The sequence below is a fragment of the Rhizobium sp. CC-YZS058 genome (genome assembly GCF_034720595.1).
GTDB lineage: Bacteria > Pseudomonadota > Alphaproteobacteria > Rhizobiales > Rhizobiaceae > Ferranicluibacter.
Genome location: NZ_JAYESJ010000001.1, coordinates 4,207,945 through 4,231,900 on the forward strand (window position 1 = coordinate 4,207,945; position 23,956 = coordinate 4,231,900).

Sequence of the window (23,956 nt, forward strand, 5' to 3'; positions counted from 1 at the left end):
CTCCTAAAGACGATATCGGTTGACGTTCAACATGAAGCCATCGCCCTTGTAGGCCGACCGCACGTATTCGACGGCTTGGTCGGTGTCGGTGACGGTCACCCGCCATACGATCAGGATCGGTGCTCCAGCCTCTATCCGGAGATGCGCGGCTTCCTCGACTGATGCAGCCGCCGGTTCGAACAGGGCGTCGGTCCAAGTGGGAACGATACCCCAGGTCGCTGTCATCTCTTGATAAAGGGAGGCACCTTCGAAGATCGTTCGGGTCGCTGACGGAAAGAGCGCCATCGGCAGATAGGCGTCTTCGAGCGCGACCGGGTCGCCATCGATGGTGCGCACGCGGCGCAGGAAGATAAAGTCGGCCGTGCTCTTACCTTCCGTTTGTAGGTGCTTACGGAATGCGGGCGACAGCTCCCGTTCTTCTTCATAGGCGATGATCGTCGAACCGGGTTCGCCGCCGAGCTTCCGTACCTCTGTCGTGAAACTATGGAAGCCGGATACGCCGCGCATGCGAGAGGCTGTACTGAAATAGCCGCGCCCATGTTCGCTGTAGATAACGCCCCGCGTTTCCAACTGCTTCAGCGCCTGCCGTATGGTGACGCGTGAGACACCGAACTCGCGTGAAAGTTCGCCTTCCGAAGGAAGGGCGAAATGGGCTCCGTTTCTTGCTTTGACCTCAGTATCGAGAATTTCCGCCACCTGTACGTACATCGGGACGGCACCACTCTTGCGGATCGGTTTCTTCTTCAGCCAGGTTTCGTTCATCGCTTCCTCCCTTTCAAGACTTGGATGCCCAGTCTCTAACATGTCGAGACAAGTGGGCAAGATCGCCTTCTGCCGGGATTGCCTTTCCGGTTCAGCCCCGTTTCATCGCAGCGGCGATCTTCTCCGCGGCCATGATGATGGGGGCGTTGATGTTGGCGGAGGGCACGCGAGGCAGGATGGAACCGTCGACAATTCGGAGCTTCTCGAGGCCATGTACCCGGCCGGTGGAATCGGTAACGGAAAGATCGTCCGATCCCATGCGGCAGGTGCTCGTCGGATGGTGTTCAGTGTTTGCGACGGTTCTCAACCACCTCTCAAGCTCGCTGTCGCTAGCGGTGCGATCTGGCGTGTCGACGGCGCTGCCCTTGTAGCGCGACCAGGCGGACTGGTTCGCCATCTCCAGCGTAAGGCGGATGCCATCGACCATTTCCGCAATATCCCGGCGATCCGTCAGATAGTTGAAGCGGATCGAGGGCTTGGCCTTCGGGTCGGCGGATTTCAGCTCGACCCGACCTCGGCTGAAGGGCCGCATCTGGCTCACAAAATACTGGAAGCCATCGGAGATCGTCACCTTCCCGGACTGGAAGTCGGCCAAGAAAGGCAGGAACTCATGCTGCATGTTGAAATAGTCGACCGCATCGCTGCTCTTGAAGAAGGCCCCGACCTCGAAGAAATTCGTGCTGCCGAGACCGCGCTTGAAGAGCAGCCATTCTACACCGAGCTTCATCCGACCAACCATGTTCAACTGTCGTCGGATCGAAACGCCGCCGGGCGAACTGAAGCGCAAAGGCGCGACGACATGGTCCTGCAGATCGGCACCCACTCCCGGCAGGTGCGCGACATTGGCAATCCCATGCGTCTTCAGGTCCTCCCGATTGCCAATGCCGGACAGCATCAGCAGATGCGGGGACCCTACGGTGCCAGCCGAGAGTATGGTTTCGCGTGCGGCGCGGACCGTCTGACGCCCGCCGTTGCGGGAAAAAACGACGCCGACTGCCGTACGGCCATCAACCAGGATCTTCTCCACGAGGCAATCGGTCATGACCGTCAGGTTCTTGCGATGTCGCGCCGGGGTCAGGTAGGCAAGGCTGGTCGAGCAGCGTATTCCATCCCGGATGGTCGCCTGTGTGATATGGACGCCTTCCTGATCGCCGCTGTTATAGTCGCCTGCATCGCGCAGTCCGAACTGCTTGCCGGCGTCGAGAAAGGTCCGATATAGCGGGTGATCGGCCTTGCTGCGCGTCACGCTGATCGGGCCGGAACCGCCGCGCATCGGGTCGCGTCCACCCTCAAAAGTTTCAAGTTTCTTGAAATAGGGGAGGCACTCTTCGAAGTCCCAGCCCTCGACCCCGAGGGCGCGCCAGCCATCATAGTCCTGCCGGGAACCTCGCACGTGCACCATGCCGTTGATGGACGAACTGCCGCCGAGGCCGCGTCCGCGAGCCTGGCCGATGCTGCGGCCGTGCAGCTCCTGTTCGGGTTCGCTTTCGAATTTCCAGTTGTACCGATCGCTTTCGATCGGGAAGGTCAGGGCCGCCGGCATCTGGATGAAGATGCTGCGATCGCTAGAGCCGGCTTCGATAAGACACACGGATACGGCCGGATCTTCAGTCAGGCGGTTGGCGAGAACGCACCCAGCCGACCCTGCGCCGACGATAACGAAGTCGAATTCCTTGGCGTTGGCCTTCGTCCTGTTCTCGTAACCTTCAGTCATTCTGCGGCTCCTCTCCCGATTGAGACCTCCAGCTCCGCGCTTTCCTGTTGGCTAGGCCACTAGACAGCGTTTCGAGCCTGTGTTAGCTGGTCTTTAACATGTAGTAACAAGTTGTCAAGCGAACAACGCGCTGCATGTGGTCAAATCAACCGGGAGCATAAGAAAATGAAACGAAGGGGATTTCTCACGCTGTCTGCCGCGCTGGCGGCCTCCGTCTTTTCCACGGGTGCCTACGCGATCGACTGGAAAGCGCAATCAGGTCAGGAGATCACGGTGCTGCTCAGCGAGCATCCGTGGACAGCCGAGCTTCGCAAACATATCGACGGGTTCGAGGCCGAGACCGGCATCAAGGTCAAGATCGACGCATTCGCCGAGGACCTCTACTCCGACCGCATGAACCTTGCGGTCCGCTCGACGCAATCGGTCGCCGACGTCTACATGATTCAGATGGACTCCGCGCTCTACACGCAGTGGGAAGCAGGCGTCGTCGAGCCGCTGACGCCATATCTCGATGATCCCGTCAAAACTGATCCGGCCTACGACCTTACCGACTACCCCGAAGGATTCCGAGCCGGAGCGTCCTTCCCGGTGGGCGGGCCAGATCCGCAGCTATATGCGATCCCGATCTCCTTCGAAGCCTATACGCTTTTCTACAACAAGGAGCTCGTCGACAGATATCTCAACGGTAAGGTGCCCGCGACAATGGACGAGCTGGTCGCTGCAGCCAACGAAATCAGCGCCAAAGGCGAAGGCAAGATCTTCGGCGCATCAATGCGCGGCAAGCGTTCTGCAGAACTCGTCGATACAATGACCGGCATAGTGCTCGACGCTTGGGGTGATCAGCCGGCGGCTCTACCCTACAACATTTGGTTCGACGGTGCCTGGACGAAGCCGCGTTTCGACGATCCGCGTATCGCCAAGGGCCTTTCCTACTATGCCGGTCTGTTGAAGGCAGGTCCGCCGAGTGCCCTGGCCTATGGCTGGGAAGATGCCAGCCGCTTCTTCTCGCAAGGGAATGCCGCCTTTTTCATCGATGCCTCGGTGTTCGGCCCCGGTTTCGAGGATCCCAAGACCTCGGCCATTGCAGGCAAGGTGGGCTACGCGTCGTTGCCGCCCTCGGAAGGGTCGATCGGCTATAGCGGGCACTGGTCCTGGGGTATCTCCATCGCCAAGAACTCGCCGAAAAAGGACGCCGCATGGCTCTTCGTACAGTGGGCGACCAACAAGCATATGACAGCGGCACTTGGCGTCGCAACCGGGGGCGCGCCGCGTGACTCTGCCTGGGCCGACGCCGACTACGTCAAGGCGCTGAATGCGGGTTATGTCGCGGCGGTCAAGGACCAAATGCAGCATACCAGCGCCACGTCGGTGTTCCGTCAAGGTTGGAGCGACGTCGTGTTGCTGATCGTCGACGCGATCCACCAGATGTATCAGGGCACTTCGCCCGAGGATGCCGTCGCGGAACTGCAAACCAACGTCAAGGACACTTTGGAATAGCCAGTTCTCCCGGCGGGGCCGGATTGCCGGTCCCGCACTTCCCGACATCAGGATGGTATCGACCATGCGCCGAGAAAGAAACATTCGCTGGCTCATCGTGCCGGCCCTCGCACTGCTTGCTGCAGGAACCTTATACCCGGTGATCTACGCCGGATATCTCTCGCTGCTGCAGTGGAACTGGGGAAGTGAAGCTAAGTTCGTCGGCCTGAGGAACTTCGTACGGATCCTTTCCGGCAGCGGCTTTCCGAAAGCACTCTTCAACACATTCTATTTTGCCGTCTTCGCAGTGGTGATCGAGACCATCCTCGGCCTGGCGCTCGCGCTGGCCATCAACCGCATCCGTTACGGAGCCGGTCTCATTCGAACGCTCATGATCCTTCCGCTTATGGTATCCGGTATCGCGGTGTCGCTGATCTGGAAGGTGATGCTCGATCCGACGCTTGGTATCGTCAACTATCTGTTGTCGCTGGTAGGGATCCCCGGACCGGCATGGCTCGGCACGGTGCCGACAGCAATGCCGTCCATCGTCATGATCGATACGTGGTGGCAGACTGCCTTCACCTTCATCATCCTGTCCTCGGCGCTGAAGAGCCTTCCTTCCGAACCGTTCGAAGCGGCGAGGCTCGAGGGCGCAACCGCGATCCAGACGTTCCGACATATCACCCTGCCGATGCTGAAACCCGTTTTGGTGACCATCGTGATTTTCCGCGCCATCGACACCCTCAAGGTGTTCGACATCATCTTCGGTACCACCGGCGGCGGACCGCTCAGATCGACTGAAAGTGTGCAGACGCTCGCTTACCAGACGGCCTTCAAGTCCTACAAGTTCGGAGAGTCAGCCGCGATTGCCGTCGTCTTCGCGCTGATCATCCTCACCCTCTGCATCATCTATCTGGTGATCGATACCGACGACGGAGAAAAGGCATGAGCGTCTCCTCAAAACACGCCTTCTGGCCCTATGCCATCGCCCTACCAGCAGTCGCCGTATCGATCTTTCCGATTTTCTGGATACTGACGATCGCGCTTAAGAACCGTGTCGATGCATTCGCCATGCCGCCGGTCTGGCTATTCTCGCCGGTATGGGAGAATTTTGGCCGGGCCTGGTCCTCGACAGGATTTTCCGGGGCCTTCTTCAACAGCCTGATCATATGCGCACTTGGGAACATTATCGCTCTCGTTGCCGGCATCCCGGCCGCCTACTATCTGAACAAGCGGCACGTACCAGGACGACGGACGATCCTGATCTGGCTCCTGATCTCGTACATGCTACCGGAATTTCTTTTCATCGTTCCGATGTACGTGCTTTTCCAGTCCATCGGGCTCTATGACACCGTCATAGGGCTAGCCCTGATCTATCAGGTCTTCACGCTGCCCTTCACGATCTGGCTGTTGCGTGCGTTCTTCGCCGACATTCCCGAAGCGCTGGCCGAGGCGGCACGGCTCGAGGGCGCGGGCACATGGCGGATCGTATGGAGGATCTACGTGCCGATCGCCGCCCCCGGCATCGCCGCGACAGTCATCCTCAACTCCATCAAGATGTGGAACGAGCTGACGATCGCGCTGGCGCTGACGTTCGAGAACGCGCAGACGGTGACGCTCGCCGTCGCCGGCTTCCGCGGCTACGCGTCCATCGACTGGGGCGCTATGTCTGCCGCCTCAATCATCATCATTTTGCCGATGGCGCTGTTCGCCATCCTAGCGCAGCGGCGCATCGTCCAAGGCCTCAGCCTCGGTGCTGTCAAGTGACGCCGCAAACGATCCAACAAGGAAAGCCAGCCATGTCCGCCGTTTCCCTTCAGGGCATCGATATCTCCTACGGTACTGTCGATGTCGTCCGCAATCTCGATCTGGACATCCGCTCCGGCGAGTTCGTCGTGTTCGTCGGCCCGTCCGGCTGCGGCAAGTCCACGACGCTCCGCCTGATCGCGGGGTTGGAAGAAGGCCGCTCCGGCAAGGTGTCGATCGGCGGACGCGTCGTCAACGACATCGATCCGGCCAAGCGGGACGTCGCGATGGTCTTCCAGAACTATGCGCTTTTCCCGCACATGTCGGTGGCCGACAACATCTCCTTCGGCATGCGTCTTCGTGGCGAGGCGAAGGGCAGCATCGCGGCGAACGTTGCAAATGTTGCGCGGATGGTCGGGCTTAGCGAGCATCTCCACAAGCGTCCGGGCGCGCTTTCAGGCGGCCAGCGACAGCGCGTGGCGCTGGCACGTGCTATCGTTCGCAAGCCGAAGGTTTTCCTGTTCGACGAGCCTCTTTCCAATCTGGACGCCGAGTTTCGCGCGGCGATGCGCCAGGAATTGATCCGACTCCATCGCGAACTCGGGTCCACCATGATCTACGTTACCCACGATCAGGTTGAGGCCATGACGATGGGCGATCGCATCGCGGTGCTCGCCCCTTTGAAGCAGGTTGGCAACACAAATCTCATGCAGTTCGGGACTCCGGACGAAGTCTACAGCCGCCCCGCCAATCTGTTCGTCGCGAAATTCATCGGCTCGCCACCGATGAACATCTTCGAGTTCCGTGGCGACGGCCATGATATCCTGATCGGCGACACGCGTGTGGCCATGGGCATGTCGCTACCTCCGAGCATCACGGTCGGCATCCGTCCCGAACACGTGTCAATCAATGGCGGAGCCGGACCGGCTATTGCGGGTACCCTCGACGCTGCAGAAAACCTCGGTCACGAGACGCTCTGGTTTTTCTCAACCGCCTTGGGCCGGATCGTCGCCCGCACTCCGAATAATGGTAACTACACGCTAGGTTCGGCGGTTGACCTACGGTTTCCGCCGGAAAAGCTGCACCTGTTCGACAGTGCGAGTGGAAAGCGGCTGGATGGCGGTTCGCTGCTCTGATGATCGAAAATTCCGGTCGGAACAGGCTCAGCACTGCCTTCGTCCCCAAAGCTTCGACTGTAACTGCTCGCGTTCTCCGCGAAGATTCGCGGTGGGAGAAGGAAGCGGAAGCACGAAGGCAGCTTCACTCGTGTCACAAGGCCAAGGGCTACTTGATCCTGACAGATACGGCAGCAGCCTGTTGCGTGATGCACTCGCGTCGATCGAGGGGCTTCGCGCGCAATTGGATGTAGGTATCAGAGGTGGACCTCAAGGAGCCGGCGAGCGCTTTTGCGAGACTCGAGCTCGCGCGATACCCGCCCATTTCTTAAGGTATTTGGCATTGGCACATTCGAAAATATAAGACAACGACTAGATTCAACATGTCAGGTATCGGCGAAGGTCTTGAAAAGCGGGTTCTTACAAGGATCGAGTCTAACGCCGGACTCTGACGTAGCACGCCGTCAAGTCGCCGGGATGCAGGCTCCGTGAGATGACATCGCACCCTCCGGCATTACAAGCGAAGGTGACCTGCCGCATCACGGCAGCGCGACAGATTGGCCAGGCCTCCGGGCATGACAATGCGGCGCGGTTCCGAACTTGCGCTTGTATTCCCTGCTGAACTGCGACGCGCTGACATATCCGACCTGTCCCGCGGCCTCCGCCACCGACACGCCTCCACCGTACAGCAGCTCGCGCGCCCGCAGAAGCCGGAGGTGCTTCGCGTAGTCGAGCGGGCCATGGCCGGTGATCAGCTTGAAGTGGCGGTGGAACGACGCGACACTCATGCCCACCGTCCTCGCGAGCTCACCCACATCGGGAAGCGGGTCGTCGATGGCCCTGATCACTGCGACAGCCTCCCGGATCTGCTCCATTCGACGGCCTCCACCCATCAGTTGGCGAACCGTGTCACCGAAACGGCCAGTCAGCAGACGGTAGTGAACTTCCTCCACGACCAATGGCCCGAGTATCTCGGCTTCCCCTTGCGAACGGCACATGGCCAACATCCGCTTCAGGGGGTCGATCAACGATTCGTCCATCTGGCCCACATCGATCGAAGCCGCGGACTCCGTCCGGCGCTCGGGTAGGGCCGGCATTATCCTGCCTACGATCTCAGTGTTCAGTTGTAGGCCGATGCCCAGGTAGGGCGCGGCCTCTACTCGGGTAACGAAGGGTACCCCTATCGACGAGAGAGCGCACATTCCCGGCGTCAACCGTGTGTGCCGGCCAGCGAACGCCATCGTCTTCGTCCCGCGCAGGACCACGTACAGCCTCGGATCGAACATGGCCGGTTCGGAGGCCGTAGACACCGAGCTGTGCCAGACGCCCAGTCCGGGTACCTCCAGTCCCGTGCTCGCGCATTCCTGTCCCGGCCGGGTCAGCGGGTCCGCGAGAACTCCCAGAGACGCGATCTCAGTTTCCATGTCCATCCGCTGACACGACCATGTTTGCGAGGATCAGGCAAGGCATCGAGTGGATCGCCCATCCACTGATGACGGACGGATGCTATTCTCGCGGACGTAACGGAGGACTATTCGGATGAGCAGTAAACGTATCGCTCTGATCACGGGTGCTAACAAGGGGATCGGCTTCGCTATCGCTAGACAGCTCGGCGAACGCGGTCATGCCGTGATACTGGGGTGCCGCGACGCCGATCGCGGTGAGTCGGCGGCGGGCATTCTTCGCGCTGCCGGTATCGAAGCGCGAGCGCTCGTCCTCGATGTTACTGTCGGGGACGCGGTCGAGGAGGCGGAGCGGAGTATCGAGCGAGACGAGGGACGGCTCGACGTTCTTGTCAACAACGCGGGCATCCATTTCGGACCTCCCCCGCCGGCGGCAGAAGAATCGATCGAAGACATTCGGCGCATTTTCGAGACAAACGTCTTCGGCGCGCTGCGCGTCACGCAGGCCTTCCTACCGCTTCTGCGAAAGTCAGACGCGGGCCGGATAGTGATGGTCAGCAGCGGTCTGGGGTCCATTGGTGAGACACTCGACATGCGCAGCGAGAATTGGGGCGTCGGCTTCGCGGGTTATTGCGCTTCGAAGGCCGCCCTAAACATGCTGGTCGTCAAGCTTGCCAAGGAGCTTGATCCCCACGGGATTAAGGTGAACGCGGCCGACCCCGGCCTGACCTCGACGGATCTAACCGGCAACGGCCCCGGTCATGCACCCGACATCGGCGCGCGCTCGGCCGTCGCCCTGGCCATGATAGGCCCGTTCGGCCAGACTGCCGCATTCCAGGCCTGCACTCCGGCCGGCGAACTGGTAGGGCATGCCTGGTGAGCATTTCGGTGGAGTTTGCGACTGCGGCGGTCCATCCGGCATTCGATGGTGGACAGGAGACGGCATGGGCAAGTATGTCAGGTTGAAAGCGTCACCACCACAGCGGAAAGGGCAGGACGACGGCAATCCCACGGTCGCATGCCGGCCGATCAGCTTGCTTCGCGGGTTATACTATTTTTGGGCAACATAGTATAACGCGTGTCGTATGCTTCAGCCGAATAGAAGCTCGGATGAAGGGCATTTGGCTGTCTACTAAATTGGCCCGAAGTTTCAACCTGATTGCGAGCGACGGCAGGCTTGATGATCCTACCGAAATCCGGCACGGCAGCATGCAGGACGCAACGCGCGCCCACGGCGGCCGCGGTGCAGGATCTCAGAAGGTCCCATGACATGTTGCTTGGTGAAGCTCGACGCTATGAGATCCACGATCGAGGCTGCATCGGTCTCCTGACCGTTCCGCCAGAGGAGGTGGCCCTTCTGTGCTCTGCCTCGCTTCCGCAACTCAACTGATCCGTCAGGCTACCACAGCGCTGCAACAGGACCGGAGCGGGCCTGGAAGGCTCCAAGGCCCCCTACCGAAGTCGTATCATACATAGTGCATGTAACGACTTCCTTTGCCTGCTACCGCCCGAATGACGCTTCGAATAGAAGTTCGTCACGTGGCTCGCCCTCGTACGAGAAGCCATCATACACGAACGCCGAAGAGATCCGCTCGCAGTCGAGCTCGCTGACCCCGGCCGCGCGCGCCGTTGCGTACCAAGTGCTGCGGACCTGGTCGGCCATCGTGTGGATGATCGACTCCGCATCCTGGCGCGAGAGACTGAACCGCGCAGCTTCGGAGATGAGATTGTGGATGTTGGCGTACCGTCCCGCCCGGCCGATGTCCATCGCAAGATCCCGGCGGGACACCGAGGACGTAGGTGCTGGTGTGATGTCGTACGCAGGCGATAGCCGCCACCCATTGCCGTCAGCGACGAATGCATGGTTGCGCGGGTGGTCGTCGGTGTTGGAGATGAGGCAGTTGAAGCACATGCGCCGGAAAAGCTCATGAAGCTGCGTGTCGATGTTGCCCGATACGAACCGCCGCATCTCCTCGGCCAGCGCGACGTAGGACCAGCGACTGTCCCTCGTCTCGTCGGCTTGGAGCATCGTAAGAGCGCTGACCATGCGCTTGCGGTAGTAGCCGTTCTCCGCGGCATCACGATCGAACCGGCGGACGACAAGCACGTCGCGCTGTCCGACGCTGACAACGTCCGACTTGGCCGTCTCCAAGCCGCATCTGCGTGCGAGCGTCATGGCGGCGTGCTCGACACGCGGGTTGTTGAATTTGTCTCCGATCATCGGAAACTTCGCGAGCCAAAGATGCCCGTCATGCTCCACGGTCGCCTTCGGGCGCGCCCCGCCCATCGAAGTTCCCGCCTGCAGAAGCCGTTCGACTTGCTCTAGATCGTCCCGGTCGATTGGTCCCGCATCGGGATCCACGTCATCTGCGACGATCTTGTCGGCAATATCAATCAAAGATCCCAGATCGACGGTCCTGCTGAATTTCCACACGGGAGCCGGCGGCTGCTGATTCAGACCGAAGCCCAGCGCACCCGCTCTGTCGTCGGGAGACTTCAGGAGATAGTCGATCTCGTTCAGCCCCGGAACGCCGATCTGGCGATCGATGAGGCGGCGGCCCCAGGAATCGGGAGCCGCGTCGCGCAAAGCGCCGAAGACCCCGCCCAGCTTTGCCGTAGTGAACACAGTCTGCGCGATCTTCAGTTCGCGTGGATCGAACTCGACGCGATCTGCCCGCGCCATATATGTCCTGCCGTAGACGAACCGGCCAACAGCGTTGCCTTGCAGGTCTGTTTCAAGGCGAAAGCGTCCGGCGGTTACCATGTCGGTCGTGCCGGGCAGCGTGATGTAGACAAAGCACTCAGAAGTCATTGTCCATTCCTCTGGGCGAGGACGCACGCTCGCGCTCCTCACGGCTCGCAAGGGCAAGACCGTGGCTGTCACTTTCAGGATCCGCCACGGCTTGCAGGCCGGGCAGTAGATCCATGGCCCAGAGCATTCCTGCATAGGCGGCGATCGAAGTGCCCGGCTTGCCGTTCTCGACGTCGGAGAGCAGGGTACGGTGAACTCCCAGACGCCCGGCCATTTCCGCCAGGGAGATGTTGCGGCGCACTCTGGCTTTTCGAATGTTGTGCCCAAGCTCCTTGAGAACCTGTTCGACCTGAAATGGCACTGTCTTCCGTGGCATATCGTGTCGTCCCGTCTCCAGTAGCGCAAAGGGGTGTCGCAGGGTACGAACAACTGTATATCGTCCAACTTTTCCCGTCAACAAAAGTCAGTAATAAACGACATAATCGCGTTTGATGTCGTAAAATATCGACACAATTTAAGTATATCCGATATACATAATATAAAGCCAATAGTGAGCGATATATTCCGCAGCTCCCGCGAAGAGACCTGATCCCACTACGTCGCGGAGGACAGCCGCGTCTGAGATTTTCTGTGATTGCGACCAGAGCGCCCGATCAGGACAGACGGCGGACGCGGCAGTTCGCAAGAACTATGCCCTAAAGAGCATTTTGTTTCATGAGGACCTTCACTTCGACGATCAGCAGGTTGGAAGAAATTGGTCCGATGATCGCATTCTTCCGTTCGCTAGTCGTAGAGGCACGCGGCGGGCGGGGAAGCCACCTTGGCGTTTTGTCCTTCTATCCCGCGACGCGTCTAGCCGGTATAGGGAATGCAGGCCTAGCGGGATGGCGGGCAGGCTTGCCGAACAGATAGCCTTGGACGTGACTGAAACCTTCCTTCGTCACGAGATCGAGCTGGTCGGATGTCTCCACGCCTTCCGCCAGAACCGCCGCTCCGAACCCCCGGCCGATGCCGATCACTGCCCGGATGATCGACAAGTTCGGCGCGTTCGACTCGATGCCGGCAAGGAAGCTACGGTCGAGCTTGATCTTGTCGAACTCGAACGAACGCAGGTAGCTCAGCGACGAATACCCCGTACCGAAATCGTCGATCGCGATACGCACGCCCAAGGCCTTGAGGGACCGAAGCGTCGGAATGAAGTTAACCGTGTCCCGGATGAACATCGACTCTGTAATCTCGATCTCCAGACGCGGCCCGGCGAGTCCCGACCGGTCGAGCGCGGAGACGACCGATGCGACGAGCCCGCACCCATCGAACTGCCGGGCGGAAACGTTGACCGCCACCGTGAGCTCGGAGGGCCATTCCGCGGCTGCCGTGCAGGACTTGTCGAGGATCAGTTCGCCGAGCTGCACGATGAGGCCGGACTCCTCGGCGATGGGTATGAACTGCAGCGGCGGGATCATCCCGCGGTCGGGATGGTTCCACCTCGCGAGGGCCTCGTATCCGCTCAGACTGCCCTCGAAGACGTCGAATACCGGCTGGAAGAACACCTCGAACTGTGCGGGATCGTGCGCGAGTGCGTGGGTCATTTCCGAAAGAAGAACGGCACGCTCCTCCGCCTTCATCCGCATCTCGGGCTTGAACAGACGGAAACAATTGCGCCCGCTCCCTTTCGCGGCGTAGAGTGCGAAGTCCGCGTTCCTCAGCAGTGCTTCCGCACCCCCGTCAGTCCCGAACACCATGGCAGCACCAAGACTGCATGTCACCGGGATCAGTCTGTTCTCGAAGCAGAACGGCTTCTCAAGCGTCTTAAGGATCTCGCCGCAAAGCGACTCCGCCTGAGCTTCCGCCGGTGCGGAAAACACCACTGCGAATTCGTCCCCACCGAGCCGGACCGGCAGCTCTCCGCGCGAACACTGTCTCCGCAGCCGTGCTGCGACCTCGAGCAGGACCGCGTCGCCAGCGCTGTGTCCCCAGGTGTCGTTGATCATCTTGAAATTGTCGACGTCGATGTAGATCAGGCCGAGTCCGGCGGACGGGGTGGCGTGCCGGAGCCGACGATCAAGCACCTCCGTGAAGTTCGCCCGGTTCGGCAGCCCGGTGAGACCGTCGTGGAGCGCGATGTGGGACAGCCGCTCGGCGGCGGCACGTTCCGACGAGATGTCCTGGGAAAGACCGAGCACGTACCGGCCATGTTCGTCTTCGGAAACGGGAAGAGTCTGCCTCGTCGTGCGGATGAAGCGCACCGTTTCATCGGAGCCGCAGATCCTCTCTTCGAGTGTCACCGCGCTTCCCGCTTGCAGCGCGGCCTTTTCGGTGGACAAGGAGGCGTCTGTGCCGAGCCAGCCGAGCATCTGTTCTCCCTTGTTCGCCAGTGCCTGGGATGCGTCGACACCGAAGTGATCGCCGCATGCGGCATTGAAGACGGCGAACCTGCCATCGTAGTGCATGTCCCTGACGAAGATGCCGATCGGAAGGTGATCGACGATCGCGTCGTAAAGAGCGCGCGTGTCGCTTGCGGTCTGACGAGCGCTTTGCAGTTCAGACTGGTCCTGGACAATGGCGAGTATGGCGTTCTGTCCTCCGAAGCGGATCTCGCGGCCGTACGTCAGCACTTCGAACAGCGATCCGTCGGCTTTCCTGTGCGTCCACTTCTCGGCTCGTTCAATATCGTCGCGCCGGCGTACCGCCTCGCGCATCCGCTGCCGCTCGCTTTCAGGGCGGAGGTCGAGCACGGTCATCGAGGGGTAGCTGTCAGCCGGGTATCCGTAGAGCTGCAGTGCGGCACGGTTGACCGCCAGAAAGCGCAGCGTGTCCGGTTCGTACACCCACATCGGGGAGGGATGGAACTTGAAGATCGACCGGAAGTCGGAATCGTCCTGCAACGACGCAGAAGCAGGTATGTTCTTAAACATCGCTCATCCCTCTTCGTAAGGCTCCTGGCTTGACGCCGACGCTCGGATCACGGCAGTGTGTATTCGAAACAAATCTAATTAAATCGAAGTTAATCAAACCAGCTCGGCAGCGGTTTATTGCGATGCAGTACTGGCTGATGCAAAGAACTTGGCGATTGGGATCAGAGGGGCGGTGAGGGGGTCGATAACCCCGCGCCGCCTGGACGGCCGGAGCCGCACGGGTCATGGCCGGAAACCGCTCCGCGGCTGCACGACACGGTATGGAGTGTGAAGCGAGCACTCGGAGGGAAGGCACGGGCGGGAGGTGAGGCGAGGGCTTCGAGAAAGCCACGATGAGGTCTTGTCCGGGGGCTTGTCGGTCATACTTATATTGTCCCGTTTGATGAGGGGCAGGCGGGGGCGACCGTGATGGTGATGCGAGGCGTCGAGAGCGCTTTGGTATCGGCTCGCTGGAGCATGATGAAGGATTCAACCCGCGGCATGCAGGCATCGAAGGGTGCTCACGGCAGCCATCCCGGAGCAAAACGTGGCCATCGTATTCTTTTCCTACTCACACGCGGACGAGGATCTCCGCGACCAGCTCGAGAAGCAACTGTCCATCCTCAAGCGGCAAGGAGCCATCGAAACATGGCACGATCGCCGTATAGAGGCGGGCGAAGAAATCGACGCGGCCATCAGTCGGACTCTGATGGAGTCGGACATCATCCTTCTCCTCATCAGTCCCGACTTCATCAACTCCGACTACTGTTACGATCGGGAGATGATGGTCGCCATGGAACGCCATGAGCGCGGCGACGCGATCGTCATTCCGGTCATCCTCAGGGCCTGTCAGTGGCACGGTGCTCCGTTCGGGAAGCTGAATGCGACCCCGCCGGACGGCCGTCCCATCACGCAGGCGGTGGATCGGGACCAGGCTTTCCTTGAGGTCGCCAACGCCGTTCAGGCGGCGGCGAGGAAGCTGAGTGGCGGTCGGACGTCTGCCGAACCTTCTTCCCCACGCCAGTCCGCCGCCCGCCAGCTCAGGCCGCCGGTCGCAGACGACGCTCCGCGGTCGTCGAACCTACGTATCGCGAAGACCTTCACCGACCGGGACAAGGACCGCTTCAAGCGGGAGGCGTTCGACTTAATTGCAAAATTCTTCGAGAACTCGCTGGAAGAACTCTCGAGGCGAAACGATGGCATCGAAGGCGATTTCCGCCGGATCGACGCGAACCGCTTCCATGCTTCCGTCTACCGGAACGGCAGGGCCCTTAGCCGCTGCACTATATACATGGGAGGTGACAGCGGCTTTGCGAATGGGATTGCCTTCACCGAGGGCGAGACAAGCGAGAGCAACAGCTTCGGCGAGATGCTGCGCGTAGGCTCCGATGACCAGTCCCTATTCCTGACCGGACTAGGCATGCGCCTCGCCGCCGGGAACAATGGCAGGGAGAAGCTCGCGCCGGAAGGCGGGGCCGAATATTTCTGGTCGATCTTCATGTCACCGCTTCAGCGAGAGCGTTGAGGAGGGAGATCGATGCTCGCCTTAAAAGAGTTCTTTCCTGGAACGCTGGCGGATGCTGCTCCAGTGAGCCTGATACTTCCCCGGTCCGCGAAGGATGTTTGCGGAGTCGTGGCGTCATCCGGGGAGGTGCCCTTCTTCGTCATCCTTGACGGGGACCATAGGTTCCAAGCCTTTCCCTGCAAGGATAACAAGAGCTACAAGGGTCTGATCGTACCCGCAGTCACCGTGTCGGTCGACGAGACCAGCATCGCCCCCTTCGATCCGTGGAACACACCGCGCGGCTCCGTCGTCTGCACGGAGGGAGCTGTGGGCATCGCTGCCGGGATGGCCGGTGCCCTGTCGCAGGGGATGATCGTAGCGACGCTCGGTGTTCTTCCGAACTCACCCGTCGAAGCAGCCTTCACCCGATGGCAGATCGGTATCGGGGTAGGTCTGGAAAGGCGTGTCCTTAAGAGTGTCGATTCAGCCGCCCAGACGAGGACCTAACACGCCGGGCGGTTGCCGGGACTCCGCCTCCGTGGAGGACGGCATCGCGTCCCCGTGATGGTAGGATACCATGTGCCGGCGGGAGTGACGCGGGTCAGGTGGAGCAGCGATTCGTCATGCTTGGCTATGACGCCGAGTTCGCTTTGTCCTAGTTTCGCGCCCCAGGGAATGGCCTGAATCGATACGGTTGTTCGATCCATTTGGGTAGCGATCGCCTCCGCTCGATAGGCTCCCGAAGTAGGCGTGCACCGTCTTCGGCGTTTGGCGACAAGCCTACTGAGAAAGCAATGTGCCGGTCTCGGCCCGCCACCGAAGTCCAGGTCTATTCGGAGTTTGGAGATCCCGACGAGCGTGATTCCGGTACATTCGAATCTGAAAACCACTACCGAAAAACGAAAGGAAGCGGTTTGACCCACTCCCTTCGCCCTAACTCCGTGGGATGCGTGCCATCGTCCCGCTTTTCCGTGCTAGGTGACCGGTTGACGCTCTCATGAACCAGAGAGAGTGAGAGGCAACTACCCCGGCGACAATGCCGCCGAAGGCCGCGAGCGCCGTCAGTGCGAGCGACGGGAGATCGGTTGATCCGAGAACCGCGATCTCGAAGGACACTGGTACGAACGACGCAGTGCGAATTTCGGAGGATTGGGCATGCGGGCACATGTTGCCCCTGGGTAGTGTCTCGCCCTCGTTCATTGTCTCGAGGTCTGGCGAATAGACGAAAAGTCCGCGCCGCGGCTCGAGCAGACGGCTGGTTCGGGAAAAGATTGCGGAGCTGCGAAGTCAGGCTGCGAAGATCGTGTTTCTAAACATGGCGAGGGTGACAACGGCCGCATCGATGGCGCAGATTGGCATCATGCATAATCATGACGACATCCACCCGGAGGCCGCGGTCGCCCCAGGCTATCTCGCCAACCACGCTGCACGCGCCTTCAATCGAGGCGTCGATGCGGCTCTGAAACCGCATGGGTTGACCATGGCATTGATCGGACCGCTCCTGCTTCTCTCGTGGAAAGGGCCGCTTCTCCAACGTGACATCGTGCGGTGGTCTGCGGTCCGGCAGCCGGCCATGGTAGCTCTGCTGGACAGGCTGGAGGCCATGGGTCTGATTGCCCGCGAGCCGTCTGTCGTTGATCGCCGTGCATCCCTGGTCGATCTGACCAAGGCCGGACGCGAGGCCGCGGGGGTCGGCCGCACAGCCTTGCTCGACGGTAACGCCCGCGGTCTCGAAGGTTTCTCGACCGAGGAGGCCAGCCTGCTCGTTGCGCTTCTCCAACGATTGATCGCCAACCTTGACCGATAACGTTCAGGAACTACATCACGCGTGATATTTATGATCGAGAGGATCACGCGTCATGACTCATAGTATTCTGATTTCCGGTGCGAGTATCGCCGGCAACACGGCAGCCTTCTGGCTGAGCCGCCTTGGCCATGACGTTACGGTGGTCGAGCGCGCACCTGAGTTCCGAGACGGGGGCCAGAACATCGACGTGCGGGGTGTCGGCCGCGAGGTTCTGCGCCGAATGAACCTTGAACAGGCGGCTCTCGACCATGGCACCGGCGAAGAGGGCACGACCTGGGTCGACGAGAAGGGCGAGGTCGTCGCCGAGTTCGCGACCGACGACATCGAGGGCGATGGTCCGACCGCCGAGATGGAGATCCTGCGCGGCGATCTGGCGCGCCTTCTTTACGAGCCCGCAGGCGAGCGCGCGACGTTTCGCTTCGGCGAGACGATTGAACGCATCGACGACGACGCCGAGTCTGCGATCGTGACCTTTTCCGGTGGCGCGACCGAGCGCTATGACTTGGTTATCGTCGCGGAAGGGGTCGGGTCCAAGACACGCGACCGCGTCTTTCCGGGAGAGAACGATCCGCGATGGATGGATCTGACCATCGCCTACTTCACCATCCCCCGCGCGCCGGACGATAACCGTATGTGGCGATGGTACAATGCCACCTGCGGACGGAGCATTTCATTGCGACCCGACAACCATGGTACGACGCGGGCCAATCTCACGATCCAGAAAGCGCCCGAGGGCGAACAGGAGTGGGATGCCGAGCGTCAGAAGGCCTACCTCCGCGATCGTTTCGCCGACGCCGGATGGCAGGCGGAGAGGGTGCTAAGGGGAATGGAGGATACGCAGGATTTCTATTTCGACGTCCTGCGGCAGGTTCGCATGAAGCGTTGGTCGAAGGGGCGCGTCGTTCTGACGGGGGACGCCGCCTGGTGTGCGACGCCGCTCGACGGCATCGGCACGACGCTGGCGATCACCGGAGCCTACGTGCTGGCCGGAGAACTGCATCGCGGCGGGGACATCACGTCCGCCCTGCAGCGCTATGAGGCCACGATGCGCCCGATGGTTGAAGATGGTCAGGGGGTCCCGAAGATCGCGCCAAGGCTCATGCATCCACGCAGCAGGCTCGGCATCCACCTGCTCCATGGCGCATTGGATGTCGCCAGCAAGCCGCTCGTGCGCGATACGGCCGCGAGATTGTTCGCAGGACAGCCGAAGTCACCGGACCTGTCAGCCTATCCCGCATTCTCCCAAGTCATGGAATAGGTCTGCGCGGAAACACAAAGCCATCTTCTCGCCGGGCTCATCTCCGATGACCCCTGGACCGTACGCTACCGTCCCGTTGCATTGAAAACGAGAGATCCGAGGTCACTTACATCGGTCTCTCGCGTGTCTACGGCGGTTGGCTTGGCTACGCGAGTGCGGCCCTGCGATAGCGCTCCGTCGAAGTCGCGGGACTCGGATACCTCCATACGGATCGCCGGAATGCAGCGCTTCTTCTTGGACTTCCATTCGCAGAACGTCGTTACCAGAGACTGGGAGGGGATGTTGCTGCCGGACGTGGCTGCCGCGACGATATCGGCGACATCGTCGCTCCGCGCTCTCGCCGCCGAGCAGCTTCCAAAGGGAGAACGCCTTCTGATTACCGCGATCCTCATTCAGGACGAGCGGCGGAAGTTCGTCGGCGAGGTTACGATCGCCGAGGCGGTCGTTCCACTTCTCAAGCCGTGACCACTGCACGCTGCCAGGAGAGGTAGATGACGGCGAGCCATCTCATACCTCCTGTCGGCATCACCCTTGACCTGAGCAAGCGCGATCGAGCAGAATTCGCCGTTCTCGAGGGCAGAGCTGGGAGCGCCAGCAACAAGCGTGCCATCCGGCTGCCTTCTCGAAGTGAGATCCCACATCGCGCGGTCGAGCCGATGGCATCTTCATCACTCTCCGTTTCCACCCAGATCATGGCATCGATCTCGACCACGGAATCTATCTCACCTATGGCTGGAATCCAGCGGCGGTTGAACGAACCGAATGAAATCCTCATCGTTGCCGATGAACGCAGGCATGCCACCGTGCTTGCTCGGAGACATATCGCCGACACGGCATCTCGATCTGAAGTAAGGTCGCATATCCGCGACGACGATGCGGCAGCGAATGGCTCGACAGGGGCTCCGACCGTCAGCATCAGATGATGCTCGACATGGTCGAGCAGGTCTGCTCTCGTCGATAAGACCGGCCGTATGGTCATCGTTTCGCCAGAGCATGAGACGCAAGCCTCCGCATCCATGTGAGCGAGGAATCGAGCTCCGAGTTGCTGACCACGTCAATCCAAGCACTAGAGACGGCGATCGAAATGCGGCGGCGACCCGCCCTTCGACGTTCCAAGCCTCGTGCCCCTACTCCGATGCCTGTTCCAGTTCGAAGCGCGCCAGCGCCGGCACTCATCACGGTATGGCCCGCCCTTCGAACGCCGTCATCGCTTGACCTGTTCCTCCGTCGAGGCTTCGAGTTCCATGCATGTCGGAACGCTTTCCGTCGTCGTGGGGAGGCCGCCCTCGGCACAGCCGGAAGCGTAGATCACCGACAGACCTCCGGAAGGCTGGATATGCAGCGTGGAGAGCCGGCCATCGCGGCAGGCTCCCGTGTCGATCGCGATTCTGCCCGGCCATTGCTCCACTAGCTTCGATCTGGTCGGGGAATGCCCGTGGACGACCAGCTTCCGGAACGGCCGCATGTGATCGAGAAACCCGGCACGGATCCACATCAGATCGTAGGGGTCCTGCTGCTCCAGCGGGACGCCCGGTCTGATGCCGGCATGGACGAGTACATAGTCTGGGAGTTCGACATAGTGCGCCGCTGCGCGCATTGTCCCGATGTGCTCATCTGGGATGAGCTGCCGTGCAGTGTCAGAGTTCGCTACTACGCCGACGGGATGCCCGTAGGACCTGAGGGTTTCCATTCCGCCTTGGGTGAACCAGTTGTAGAACCTGCCGTCGCCCTCATCAATGACGCGCAGAAGCAGCGACTCATGGTTTCCGAGGATTAGCTCGGAGCCGGGCACTTCACGCAGTGTCTCGATCACTAGGTCCATCGCCCCGCGGCTGTCCGGACCTCGGTCGATGATGTCGCCGAGGAATACGACCCGGTACTTGAACCGCTTCGTCCGGGCTTTGCACCGTATTCCTTCTAGAAGGTCCCGGAGCAGATCGGCCCGCCCATGGACATCGCCGATCGCGAAGGTGTGGACGTCATCCTTTAGCATGCATGTCAGCTTCCCGTTTCAAGGACTGATTGCATTCCACATGTTGCGATGTCGTTAAAGTCCGGATGGCCCCGCAGGGATCTAGCCGGGCTGAGATGTAGGTCAATTCAGAGTCAGCAGCTTTGAGAGGGTTCCGTCGGCCGTCAACGGCAGATCCGGAAGCCAGGCGTTGCGCAGGGTAAGCGGCAGTGGTAGAACGAAGCCGTCGAAAAAGGCAGATTTGGTGTGGTCTAGCCCAAGTCCTTTCGGAAACGAAAGCTCTGTCCATGCGCGATGCATGAGTCCCACGACGAACAACGGACGCTTTCACGCGTCCAGATGTTCGTCCGTGTGGTCGTCAGATCGACAACTGCTCCGGTCGGACAATGACACGGGAGCGCTTCATGGACAGAATCCATCCAATCTACGATGTCGTGATTGCTGGAGCGGGACCGGTTGGCCTGTTTCTCGCAAACGAGCTTCTCATTGCAGGGGTCTCGGTTCTCGTACTCGAAAAGGCAAAGGACCCCGGCTCCAGCCTCAAGAAGCTCCCCTTCGGCATGCGCGGACTTTCCGCTCCCAGCCTGGAAGCATTCTACCGCCGGGGAATGCTTGATGAGATCTCGATGCCTTCGGTTACTCCCAAGTCCGATGTTGGCAGGGATGTCTCCGCGGCACACTGGTCGCATCAGTCACGTAGGCCCGCCGGTCACTTCGCGGGTATCCAGTTCTTTCACGACATGATCGATGAACAACGATGGTCCCATAGGCTGGCCGGCTCCGCCGGCACGCACCTCGCGACAACGATGGAACAGGTCGAGACCGTTCTATCGGCTCGGTTGGAAGTCAAGGGCATCGAGATCCTGTTCGATCACCAAGTAGATGATCTTCAGCCGTCCGCCGATGGTGTGACCCTCACAGCAGGAGGCTCGACGTTCCGCGGCCGCTGGCTCGTCGGCTGCGACGGCGGCCGGAGCATGGTGCGTAGACTTGGCGGGTTCGAATTCGTCGGAACCGATCCTGAGTTCACAGGATACTCCGCTCTCGTGGAAATGGAGGATCCCGACCGGCTTCGTGTCGGCAGACACTACACGGAGACCGGGATGTATACATACCAGAAGCCCGGCACGATCGCGATGGTCGACTTCGACGGCGGCGCTTCGCACCGCACGCAGCCGCTCACCCTCGATCATGTCCAGTCGGTCCTGTGCCACGTGTGCAGAATGGACATCACGCTCAAGGCATTGCGGCTGGCGGCGACCTGGACCGATCGTGCCTACCAGACAACGGCCTACCGCAGCGGACGCATAGTACTTGCGGGCGACGCCGCCCATATCCATTCCCCACTCGGTGGCCAGGGGCTCAACCTCGGGCTCGGCGACGCCATGAACCTCGGCTGGAAACTTGCGGCCACCGTTCTTGGGACAGCACCCGGAGGTCTTCTCGACAGCTACACGCATGAAAGGCATCCAGTCGGCGCTCAGGTCCTCGACTGGTCCCGTGCGCAGGTCGCGCTCATGCGACCTAGTCGCAGTTCGAGGGCGCTCGAGGCGATCGTCCGCGATCTTATCGAGACTAGCGACGGTGCGACATACTTCGCCGAACGCGTATGGGGGACCTGTCTGCGCTATGACCTCGGCAGTACCGATCCTCTGGTTGGAGCGAGTGCACCAGACTTCGAGTTCGAAGACGGCAGCAGGCCCGGCGACCATCTGAGGAAGGGCAAAGGACTCGTAGTGGACTTCGGGGCCGGTCTGCTCCGCCGATGCGATCTCGAAGGAGAGGTGGAATACATAAGGAGCGGCGTAAAGGATCGGCTCGGACTTTCGGCGCTGCTCGTAAGACCGGACGGTGTCGTGGCCTGGGTAGCTCGGACCGCTACGGACTTTCAGGAGTTCGAGCAGGCGGCAGGAAAGTGGTTCCGTTTCGGGACGCCGTGAACAGACTGTGCCCTATTCGTCTGCCCAGCGCCCGTCCGAGCGACCGCACCGGCTGGAACACCGGATGTACTGAAACGATGCATCCGGACGCCGATACGATAGGGGTGTGGCGTCCGACCTTCGCGCGCAAGTGAACAAGAGGCGGGAGGGTAGGGAGATGCCAGCCGCGTTCGAGGTCCATGCGCAGCTCCGAGCGACTTCAGCGTTCCGATCGACCATTAGAACACCTCGGTCTGCCCGTGACCGGCGGAACGCGCAGACCGTAATGAAGGTGAGCTGTCCCAGTTTCCAGGCTGGCTACGGATCGCCCTGTTCGCCACTTCCAGCAAGTTGCGTCTGGAGCGGCTCCCGCCGATGCTCCCTCCACACTGTGAAGAGGCCAGCTCCCACCACGATGACGGCTCCGACGATCATGTTCGGTGTCAGTCGCTCGTCGAACACAAGGACTGCCAAAACCACACTCAGGACGAGCTGAAGATATGTGACAGGCTGCACTTCCACGGCGGTCAGATGGCTATAAGCCTTGATCAGGAAATAGTGGCTCGTCGCCCCGCAGATGCAGAGCGCCGCCATGGCCGGCCAGTCCTCTATCGCAATCGGCGTCCAGAAGAACGGTCCGATCGCCGAGGCCGCCAGCGCGCCGACGACGCCTGCGTAGAACACGCTGGTTACCGCGCTGTCGCTGGTGCCCGCCGCTCGTGTCGCAATGCCGTAGAGAGCGTAGAGAAGGCTTGCACCAAGCGGAATGATCAGGCGCAGGTCGAAATAGACGTCGAGAGGGTCTAGGATGACCATGACGCCGAGGAGGCCGACAACCACCGCCAGCCCGCGCCGCCAGCCGACACGTTCGCCGAGGAGCGGAACAGACAGCAGAGTCACCATTAGCGGTGTCACCTGCAGGATAGACTGGCTCATGGCAAGCCCAGCCGTCGTGAACGCGATGACCACGACCACGACCTCGCCGACCAGCAGAAGTCCGCGGAGCACCTGCAGGATGGGACGTTTGGTGCTGGCAGCGGCTCGGATCCCGCCCGGAGCCGCCGCAGCCAGGATCGTCACGAACGCTGCGAAGGCCCAGAACCTGATCATCGTCACCATGATCGGAGGGTACTTCTCACCGAGGATCTTCGAGAAAGCGTCCTGCCCGGCGAAGATTGCGACTGCAAGAAGGACGTACAGGTAACCGAATTTCTTGCTGTTCATAGGCGGCCGGGAATTTGATGGTAACGATATGCCGGTCGCTGGCCCTGGCTTCGGATCGACGGTGGCGCTTGAAGGTTCGAGGATGCGGTTCCTACCGTGCCTATACCGCGTGGGATCAGGAAGCCAGCCTGGATATTTGGCAGCGGGGACTGCTGCGTGTCGAACGGACCCAAGGTGGTCCCTACCAGGACGATCCGAGCCTCCGCACCTCGTAAGACTTGCCTTACATGTCAGACTGCAGTCTATGAAGCTGGATTGAAACCGATCATCGGGCTGGTCCCTATCAGGGCTATCTGACGTCGCGGGCTTCCGCGACATCATCTTCCAGTTTCGGATCTAGGCGCGGCGCGAGCTGAACAACAACAACGTGCCGTCGGACGTGGCCAGCCAGGGCGGTATGGTTCCAGACT

The 23,956-nt window shown here is 60.7% G+C and carries 20 protein-coding genes; 12 read left to right on the forward strand and 8 right to left on the reverse strand.

Features of this window, described 5'->3' with window-relative positions; translation table 11 throughout:
• Window positions 1-3 precede the first annotated feature (3 nt).
• Both U8330_RS19930 and U8330_RS19935 read right to left on the reverse strand, forming a co-directional pair.
• Window positions 4-762 carry a GntR family transcriptional regulator gene (locus tag U8330_RS19930; RefSeq protein WP_323106991.1) on the reverse strand — a complete coding sequence of 253 codons (759 nt, stop codon included), beginning with the start codon at window positions 760-762 and terminating at the stop codon, window positions 4-6.
• Window positions 763-853: 91 nt separating this feature from the next.
• Entirely contained in the window at window positions 854-2,476 is a 1,623-nt protein-coding gene (locus U8330_RS19935) for a choline dehydrogenase (RefSeq protein WP_323106993.1), read from the reverse strand.
• Window positions 2,477-2,641: 165 nt separating this feature from the next.
• On the opposite strand from U8330_RS19935, the gene U8330_RS19940 reads away from it, so the two are divergent.
• The 4 genes from U8330_RS19940 to U8330_RS19955 all read left to right on the forward strand — a co-directional run bounded on the left by U8330_RS19940 (window position 2,642) and on the right by U8330_RS19955 (window position 6,834).
• On the forward strand, window positions 2,642-3,973 hold the full coding sequence (locus tag U8330_RS19940) for a sugar ABC transporter substrate-binding protein (RefSeq protein WP_323106995.1): 1,332 nt from the start codon (window positions 2,642-2,644) through the stop codon (window positions 3,971-3,973).
• Window positions 3,974-4,037: 64 nt separating this feature from the next.
• The gene (locus U8330_RS19945) at window positions 4,038-4,901 is read left to right on the forward strand and encodes a sugar ABC transporter permease (RefSeq protein WP_323106996.1); all 864 of its coding nucleotides are present in this window, start codon (window positions 4,038-4,040) and stop codon (window positions 4,899-4,901) included.
• Entirely contained in the window at window positions 4,898-5,719 is an 822-nt protein-coding gene (locus tag U8330_RS19950) for a carbohydrate ABC transporter permease (protein WP_323106997.1), read from the forward strand. Before U8330_RS19945 ends, U8330_RS19950 begins: the two co-directional genes overlap by 4 nt.
• A 32-nt stretch (window positions 5,720-5,751) precedes the next feature.
• Window positions 5,752-6,834, forward strand: a complete 1,083-nt coding sequence (locus U8330_RS19955) for an ABC transporter ATP-binding protein (protein ID WP_323106998.1) — start codon at window positions 5,752-5,754, stop codon at window positions 6,832-6,834.
• A gap of 518 nt (window positions 6,835-7,352) precedes the next feature.
• On the opposite strand, the gene U8330_RS19960 is transcribed toward U8330_RS19955, so the two are convergent.
• Complete coding sequence (locus U8330_RS19960) at window positions 7,353-8,237, reverse strand: AraC family transcriptional regulator (protein ID WP_323106999.1); 885 nt, start codon at window positions 8,235-8,237, stop codon at window positions 7,353-7,355.
• A gap of 115 nt (window positions 8,238-8,352) precedes the next feature.
• Here U8330_RS19960 and U8330_RS19965 point away from each other — a divergent pair, with 115 nt between their 5' ends.
• A complete protein-coding gene (locus U8330_RS19965; RefSeq protein ID WP_323107001.1) occupies window positions 8,353-9,096 on the forward strand; it encodes an SDR family NAD(P)-dependent oxidoreductase in 744 nt (247 codons plus the stop codon).
• 621 nt (window positions 9,097-9,717) lie between these two features.
• On the opposite strand, the gene U8330_RS19970 is transcribed toward U8330_RS19965, so the two are convergent.
• The 3 genes from U8330_RS19970 to U8330_RS19980 all read right to left on the reverse strand — a co-directional run bounded on the left by U8330_RS19970 (window position 9,718) and on the right by U8330_RS19980 (window position 13,883).
• Window positions 9,718-11,028, reverse strand: a complete 1,311-nt coding sequence (locus U8330_RS19970; protein WP_323107002.1) for a HipA domain-containing protein — start codon at window positions 11,026-11,028, stop codon at window positions 9,718-9,720.
• The gene (locus U8330_RS19975) at window positions 11,018-11,344 is read right to left on the reverse strand and encodes a helix-turn-helix transcriptional regulator (RefSeq protein WP_323107003.1); all 327 of its coding nucleotides are present in this window, start codon (window positions 11,342-11,344) and stop codon (window positions 11,018-11,020) included. The genes U8330_RS19970 and U8330_RS19975 overlap by 11 nt, the downstream gene beginning before the upstream one ends.
• A gap of 460 nt (window positions 11,345-11,804) precedes the next feature.
• Window positions 11,805-13,883: a putative bifunctional diguanylate cyclase/phosphodiesterase gene (locus U8330_RS19980; protein ID WP_323107004.1), complete on the reverse strand. Its 2,079-nt coding sequence runs from the start codon at window positions 13,881-13,883 to the stop codon at window positions 11,805-11,807.
• Between the two features lie 526 nt (window positions 13,884-14,409).
• Between U8330_RS19980 and U8330_RS19985 the strand changes: the two genes are divergently transcribed.
• The 6 genes from U8330_RS19985 (at window position 14,410) to U8330_RS20010 (ending at window position 19,354) form a co-directional block, all read left to right on the forward strand.
• On the forward strand, window positions 14,410-15,387 hold the full coding sequence (locus U8330_RS19985; protein WP_323107005.1) for a toll/interleukin-1 receptor domain-containing protein: 978 nt from the start codon (window positions 14,410-14,412) through the stop codon (window positions 15,385-15,387).
• A 12-nt stretch (window positions 15,388-15,399) separates the two neighbouring features.
• Complete coding sequence (locus U8330_RS19990; RefSeq protein ID WP_323107006.1) at window positions 15,400-15,873, forward strand: hypothetical protein; 474 nt, start codon at window positions 15,400-15,402, stop codon at window positions 15,871-15,873.
• Window positions 15,874-16,708: 835 nt separating this feature from the next.
• The gene (locus U8330_RS19995; protein ID WP_323107007.1) at window positions 16,709-17,173 is read left to right on the forward strand and encodes a MarR family winged helix-turn-helix transcriptional regulator; all 465 of its coding nucleotides are present in this window, start codon (window positions 16,709-16,711) and stop codon (window positions 17,171-17,173) included.
• Between the two features lie 52 nt (window positions 17,174-17,225).
• Entirely contained in the window at window positions 17,226-18,431 is a 1,206-nt protein-coding gene (locus U8330_RS20000) for an FAD-dependent monooxygenase (RefSeq protein ID WP_323107008.1), read from the forward strand.
• A 219-nt stretch (window positions 18,432-18,650) separates the two neighbouring features.
• The gene (locus tag U8330_RS20005; protein WP_323107009.1) at window positions 18,651-18,896 is read left to right on the forward strand and encodes a DUF6894 family protein; all 246 of its coding nucleotides are present in this window, start codon (window positions 18,651-18,653) and stop codon (window positions 18,894-18,896) included.
• A 26-nt stretch (window positions 18,897-18,922) separates the two neighbouring features.
• Window positions 18,923-19,354, forward strand: a complete 432-nt coding sequence (locus U8330_RS20010) for a hypothetical protein (RefSeq protein WP_323107010.1) — start codon at window positions 18,923-18,925, stop codon at window positions 19,352-19,354.
• Window positions 19,355-19,635: 281 nt separating this feature from the next.
• Here U8330_RS20010 and U8330_RS20015 read toward each other — a convergent pair whose 3' ends face one another.
• Window positions 19,636-20,424, reverse strand: a complete 789-nt coding sequence (locus U8330_RS20015) for a metallophosphoesterase (RefSeq protein ID WP_323107011.1) — start codon at window positions 20,422-20,424, stop codon at window positions 19,636-19,638.
• A gap of 383 nt (window positions 20,425-20,807) precedes the next feature.
• On the opposite strand from U8330_RS20015, the gene U8330_RS20020 reads away from it, so the two are divergent.
• Window positions 20,808-22,343 (forward strand): FAD-dependent monooxygenase, encoded by a 1,536-nt coding sequence (locus U8330_RS20020; protein WP_323107012.1) that lies wholly within the window; start codon window positions 20,808-20,810, stop codon window positions 22,341-22,343.
• 297 nt (window positions 22,344-22,640) lie between these two features.
• On the opposite strand, the gene U8330_RS20025 is transcribed toward U8330_RS20020, so the two are convergent.
• Window positions 22,641-23,546 carry a DMT family transporter gene (locus U8330_RS20025; protein ID WP_323107013.1) on the reverse strand — a complete coding sequence of 302 codons (906 nt, stop codon included), beginning with the start codon at window positions 23,544-23,546 and terminating at the stop codon, window positions 22,641-22,643.
• Window positions 23,547-23,956: the final 410 nt, after the last annotated feature.

Coding starts and splice junctions, on each gene's coding strand:
- U8330_RS19980 (WP_323107004.1), bottom strand. CDS start 13,883: ATGTTTAAGAACATACCTGCTTCTGCGTCGTTGCAGGACGATTCCGAC.
- U8330_RS19930 (WP_323106991.1), bottom strand. CDS start 762: ATGAACGAAACCTGGCTGAAGAAGAAACCGATCCGCAAGAGTGGTGCC.
- U8330_RS20025 (WP_323107013.1), bottom strand. CDS start 23,546: ATGAACAGCAAGAAATTCGGTTACCTGTACGTCCTTCTTGCAGTCGCA.
- U8330_RS19975 (WP_323107003.1), bottom strand. CDS start 11,344: ATGCCACGGAAGACAGTGCCATTTCAGGTCGAACAGGTTCTCAAGGAG.
- U8330_RS20010 (WP_323107010.1), top strand. CDS start 18,923: ATGACGGCGAGCCATCTCATACCTCCTGTCGGCATCACCCTTGACCTG.
- U8330_RS19950 (WP_323106997.1), top strand. CDS start 4,898: ATGAGCGTCTCCTCAAAACACGCCTTCTGGCCCTATGCCATCGCCCTA.
- U8330_RS19945 (WP_323106996.1), top strand. CDS start 4,038: ATGCGCCGAGAAAGAAACATTCGCTGGCTCATCGTGCCGGCCCTCGCA.
- U8330_RS19960 (WP_323106999.1), bottom strand. CDS start 8,237: ATGGAAACTGAGATCGCGTCTCTGGGAGTTCTCGCGGACCCGCTGACC.
- U8330_RS19990 (WP_323107006.1), top strand. CDS start 15,400: ATGCTCGCCTTAAAAGAGTTCTTTCCTGGAACGCTGGCGGATGCTGCT.
- U8330_RS19995 (WP_323107007.1), top strand. CDS start 16,709: ATGGCGCAGATTGGCATCATGCATAATCATGACGACATCCACCCGGAG.
- U8330_RS20015 (WP_323107011.1), bottom strand. CDS start 20,424: ATGCTAAAGGATGACGTCCACACCTTCGCGATCGGCGATGTCCATGGG.
- U8330_RS20005 (WP_323107009.1), top strand. CDS start 18,651: ATGCAGCGCTTCTTCTTGGACTTCCATTCGCAGAACGTCGTTACCAGA.
- U8330_RS19940 (WP_323106995.1), top strand. CDS start 2,642: ATGAAACGAAGGGGATTTCTCACGCTGTCTGCCGCGCTGGCGGCCTCC.
- U8330_RS19935 (WP_323106993.1), bottom strand. CDS start 2,476: ATGACTGAAGGTTACGAGAACAGGACGAAGGCCAACGCCAAGGAATTC.
- U8330_RS20020 (WP_323107012.1), top strand. CDS start 20,808: ATGGACAGAATCCATCCAATCTACGATGTCGTGATTGCTGGAGCGGGA.
- U8330_RS20000 (WP_323107008.1), top strand. CDS start 17,226: ATGACTCATAGTATTCTGATTTCCGGTGCGAGTATCGCCGGCAACACG.
- U8330_RS19965 (WP_323107001.1), top strand. CDS start 8,353: ATGAGCAGTAAACGTATCGCTCTGATCACGGGTGCTAACAAGGGGATC.
- U8330_RS19955 (WP_323106998.1), top strand. CDS start 5,752: ATGTCCGCCGTTTCCCTTCAGGGCATCGATATCTCCTACGGTACTGTC.
- U8330_RS19970 (WP_323107002.1), bottom strand. CDS start 11,028: ATGACTTCTGAGTGCTTTGTCTACATCACGCTGCCCGGCACGACCGAC.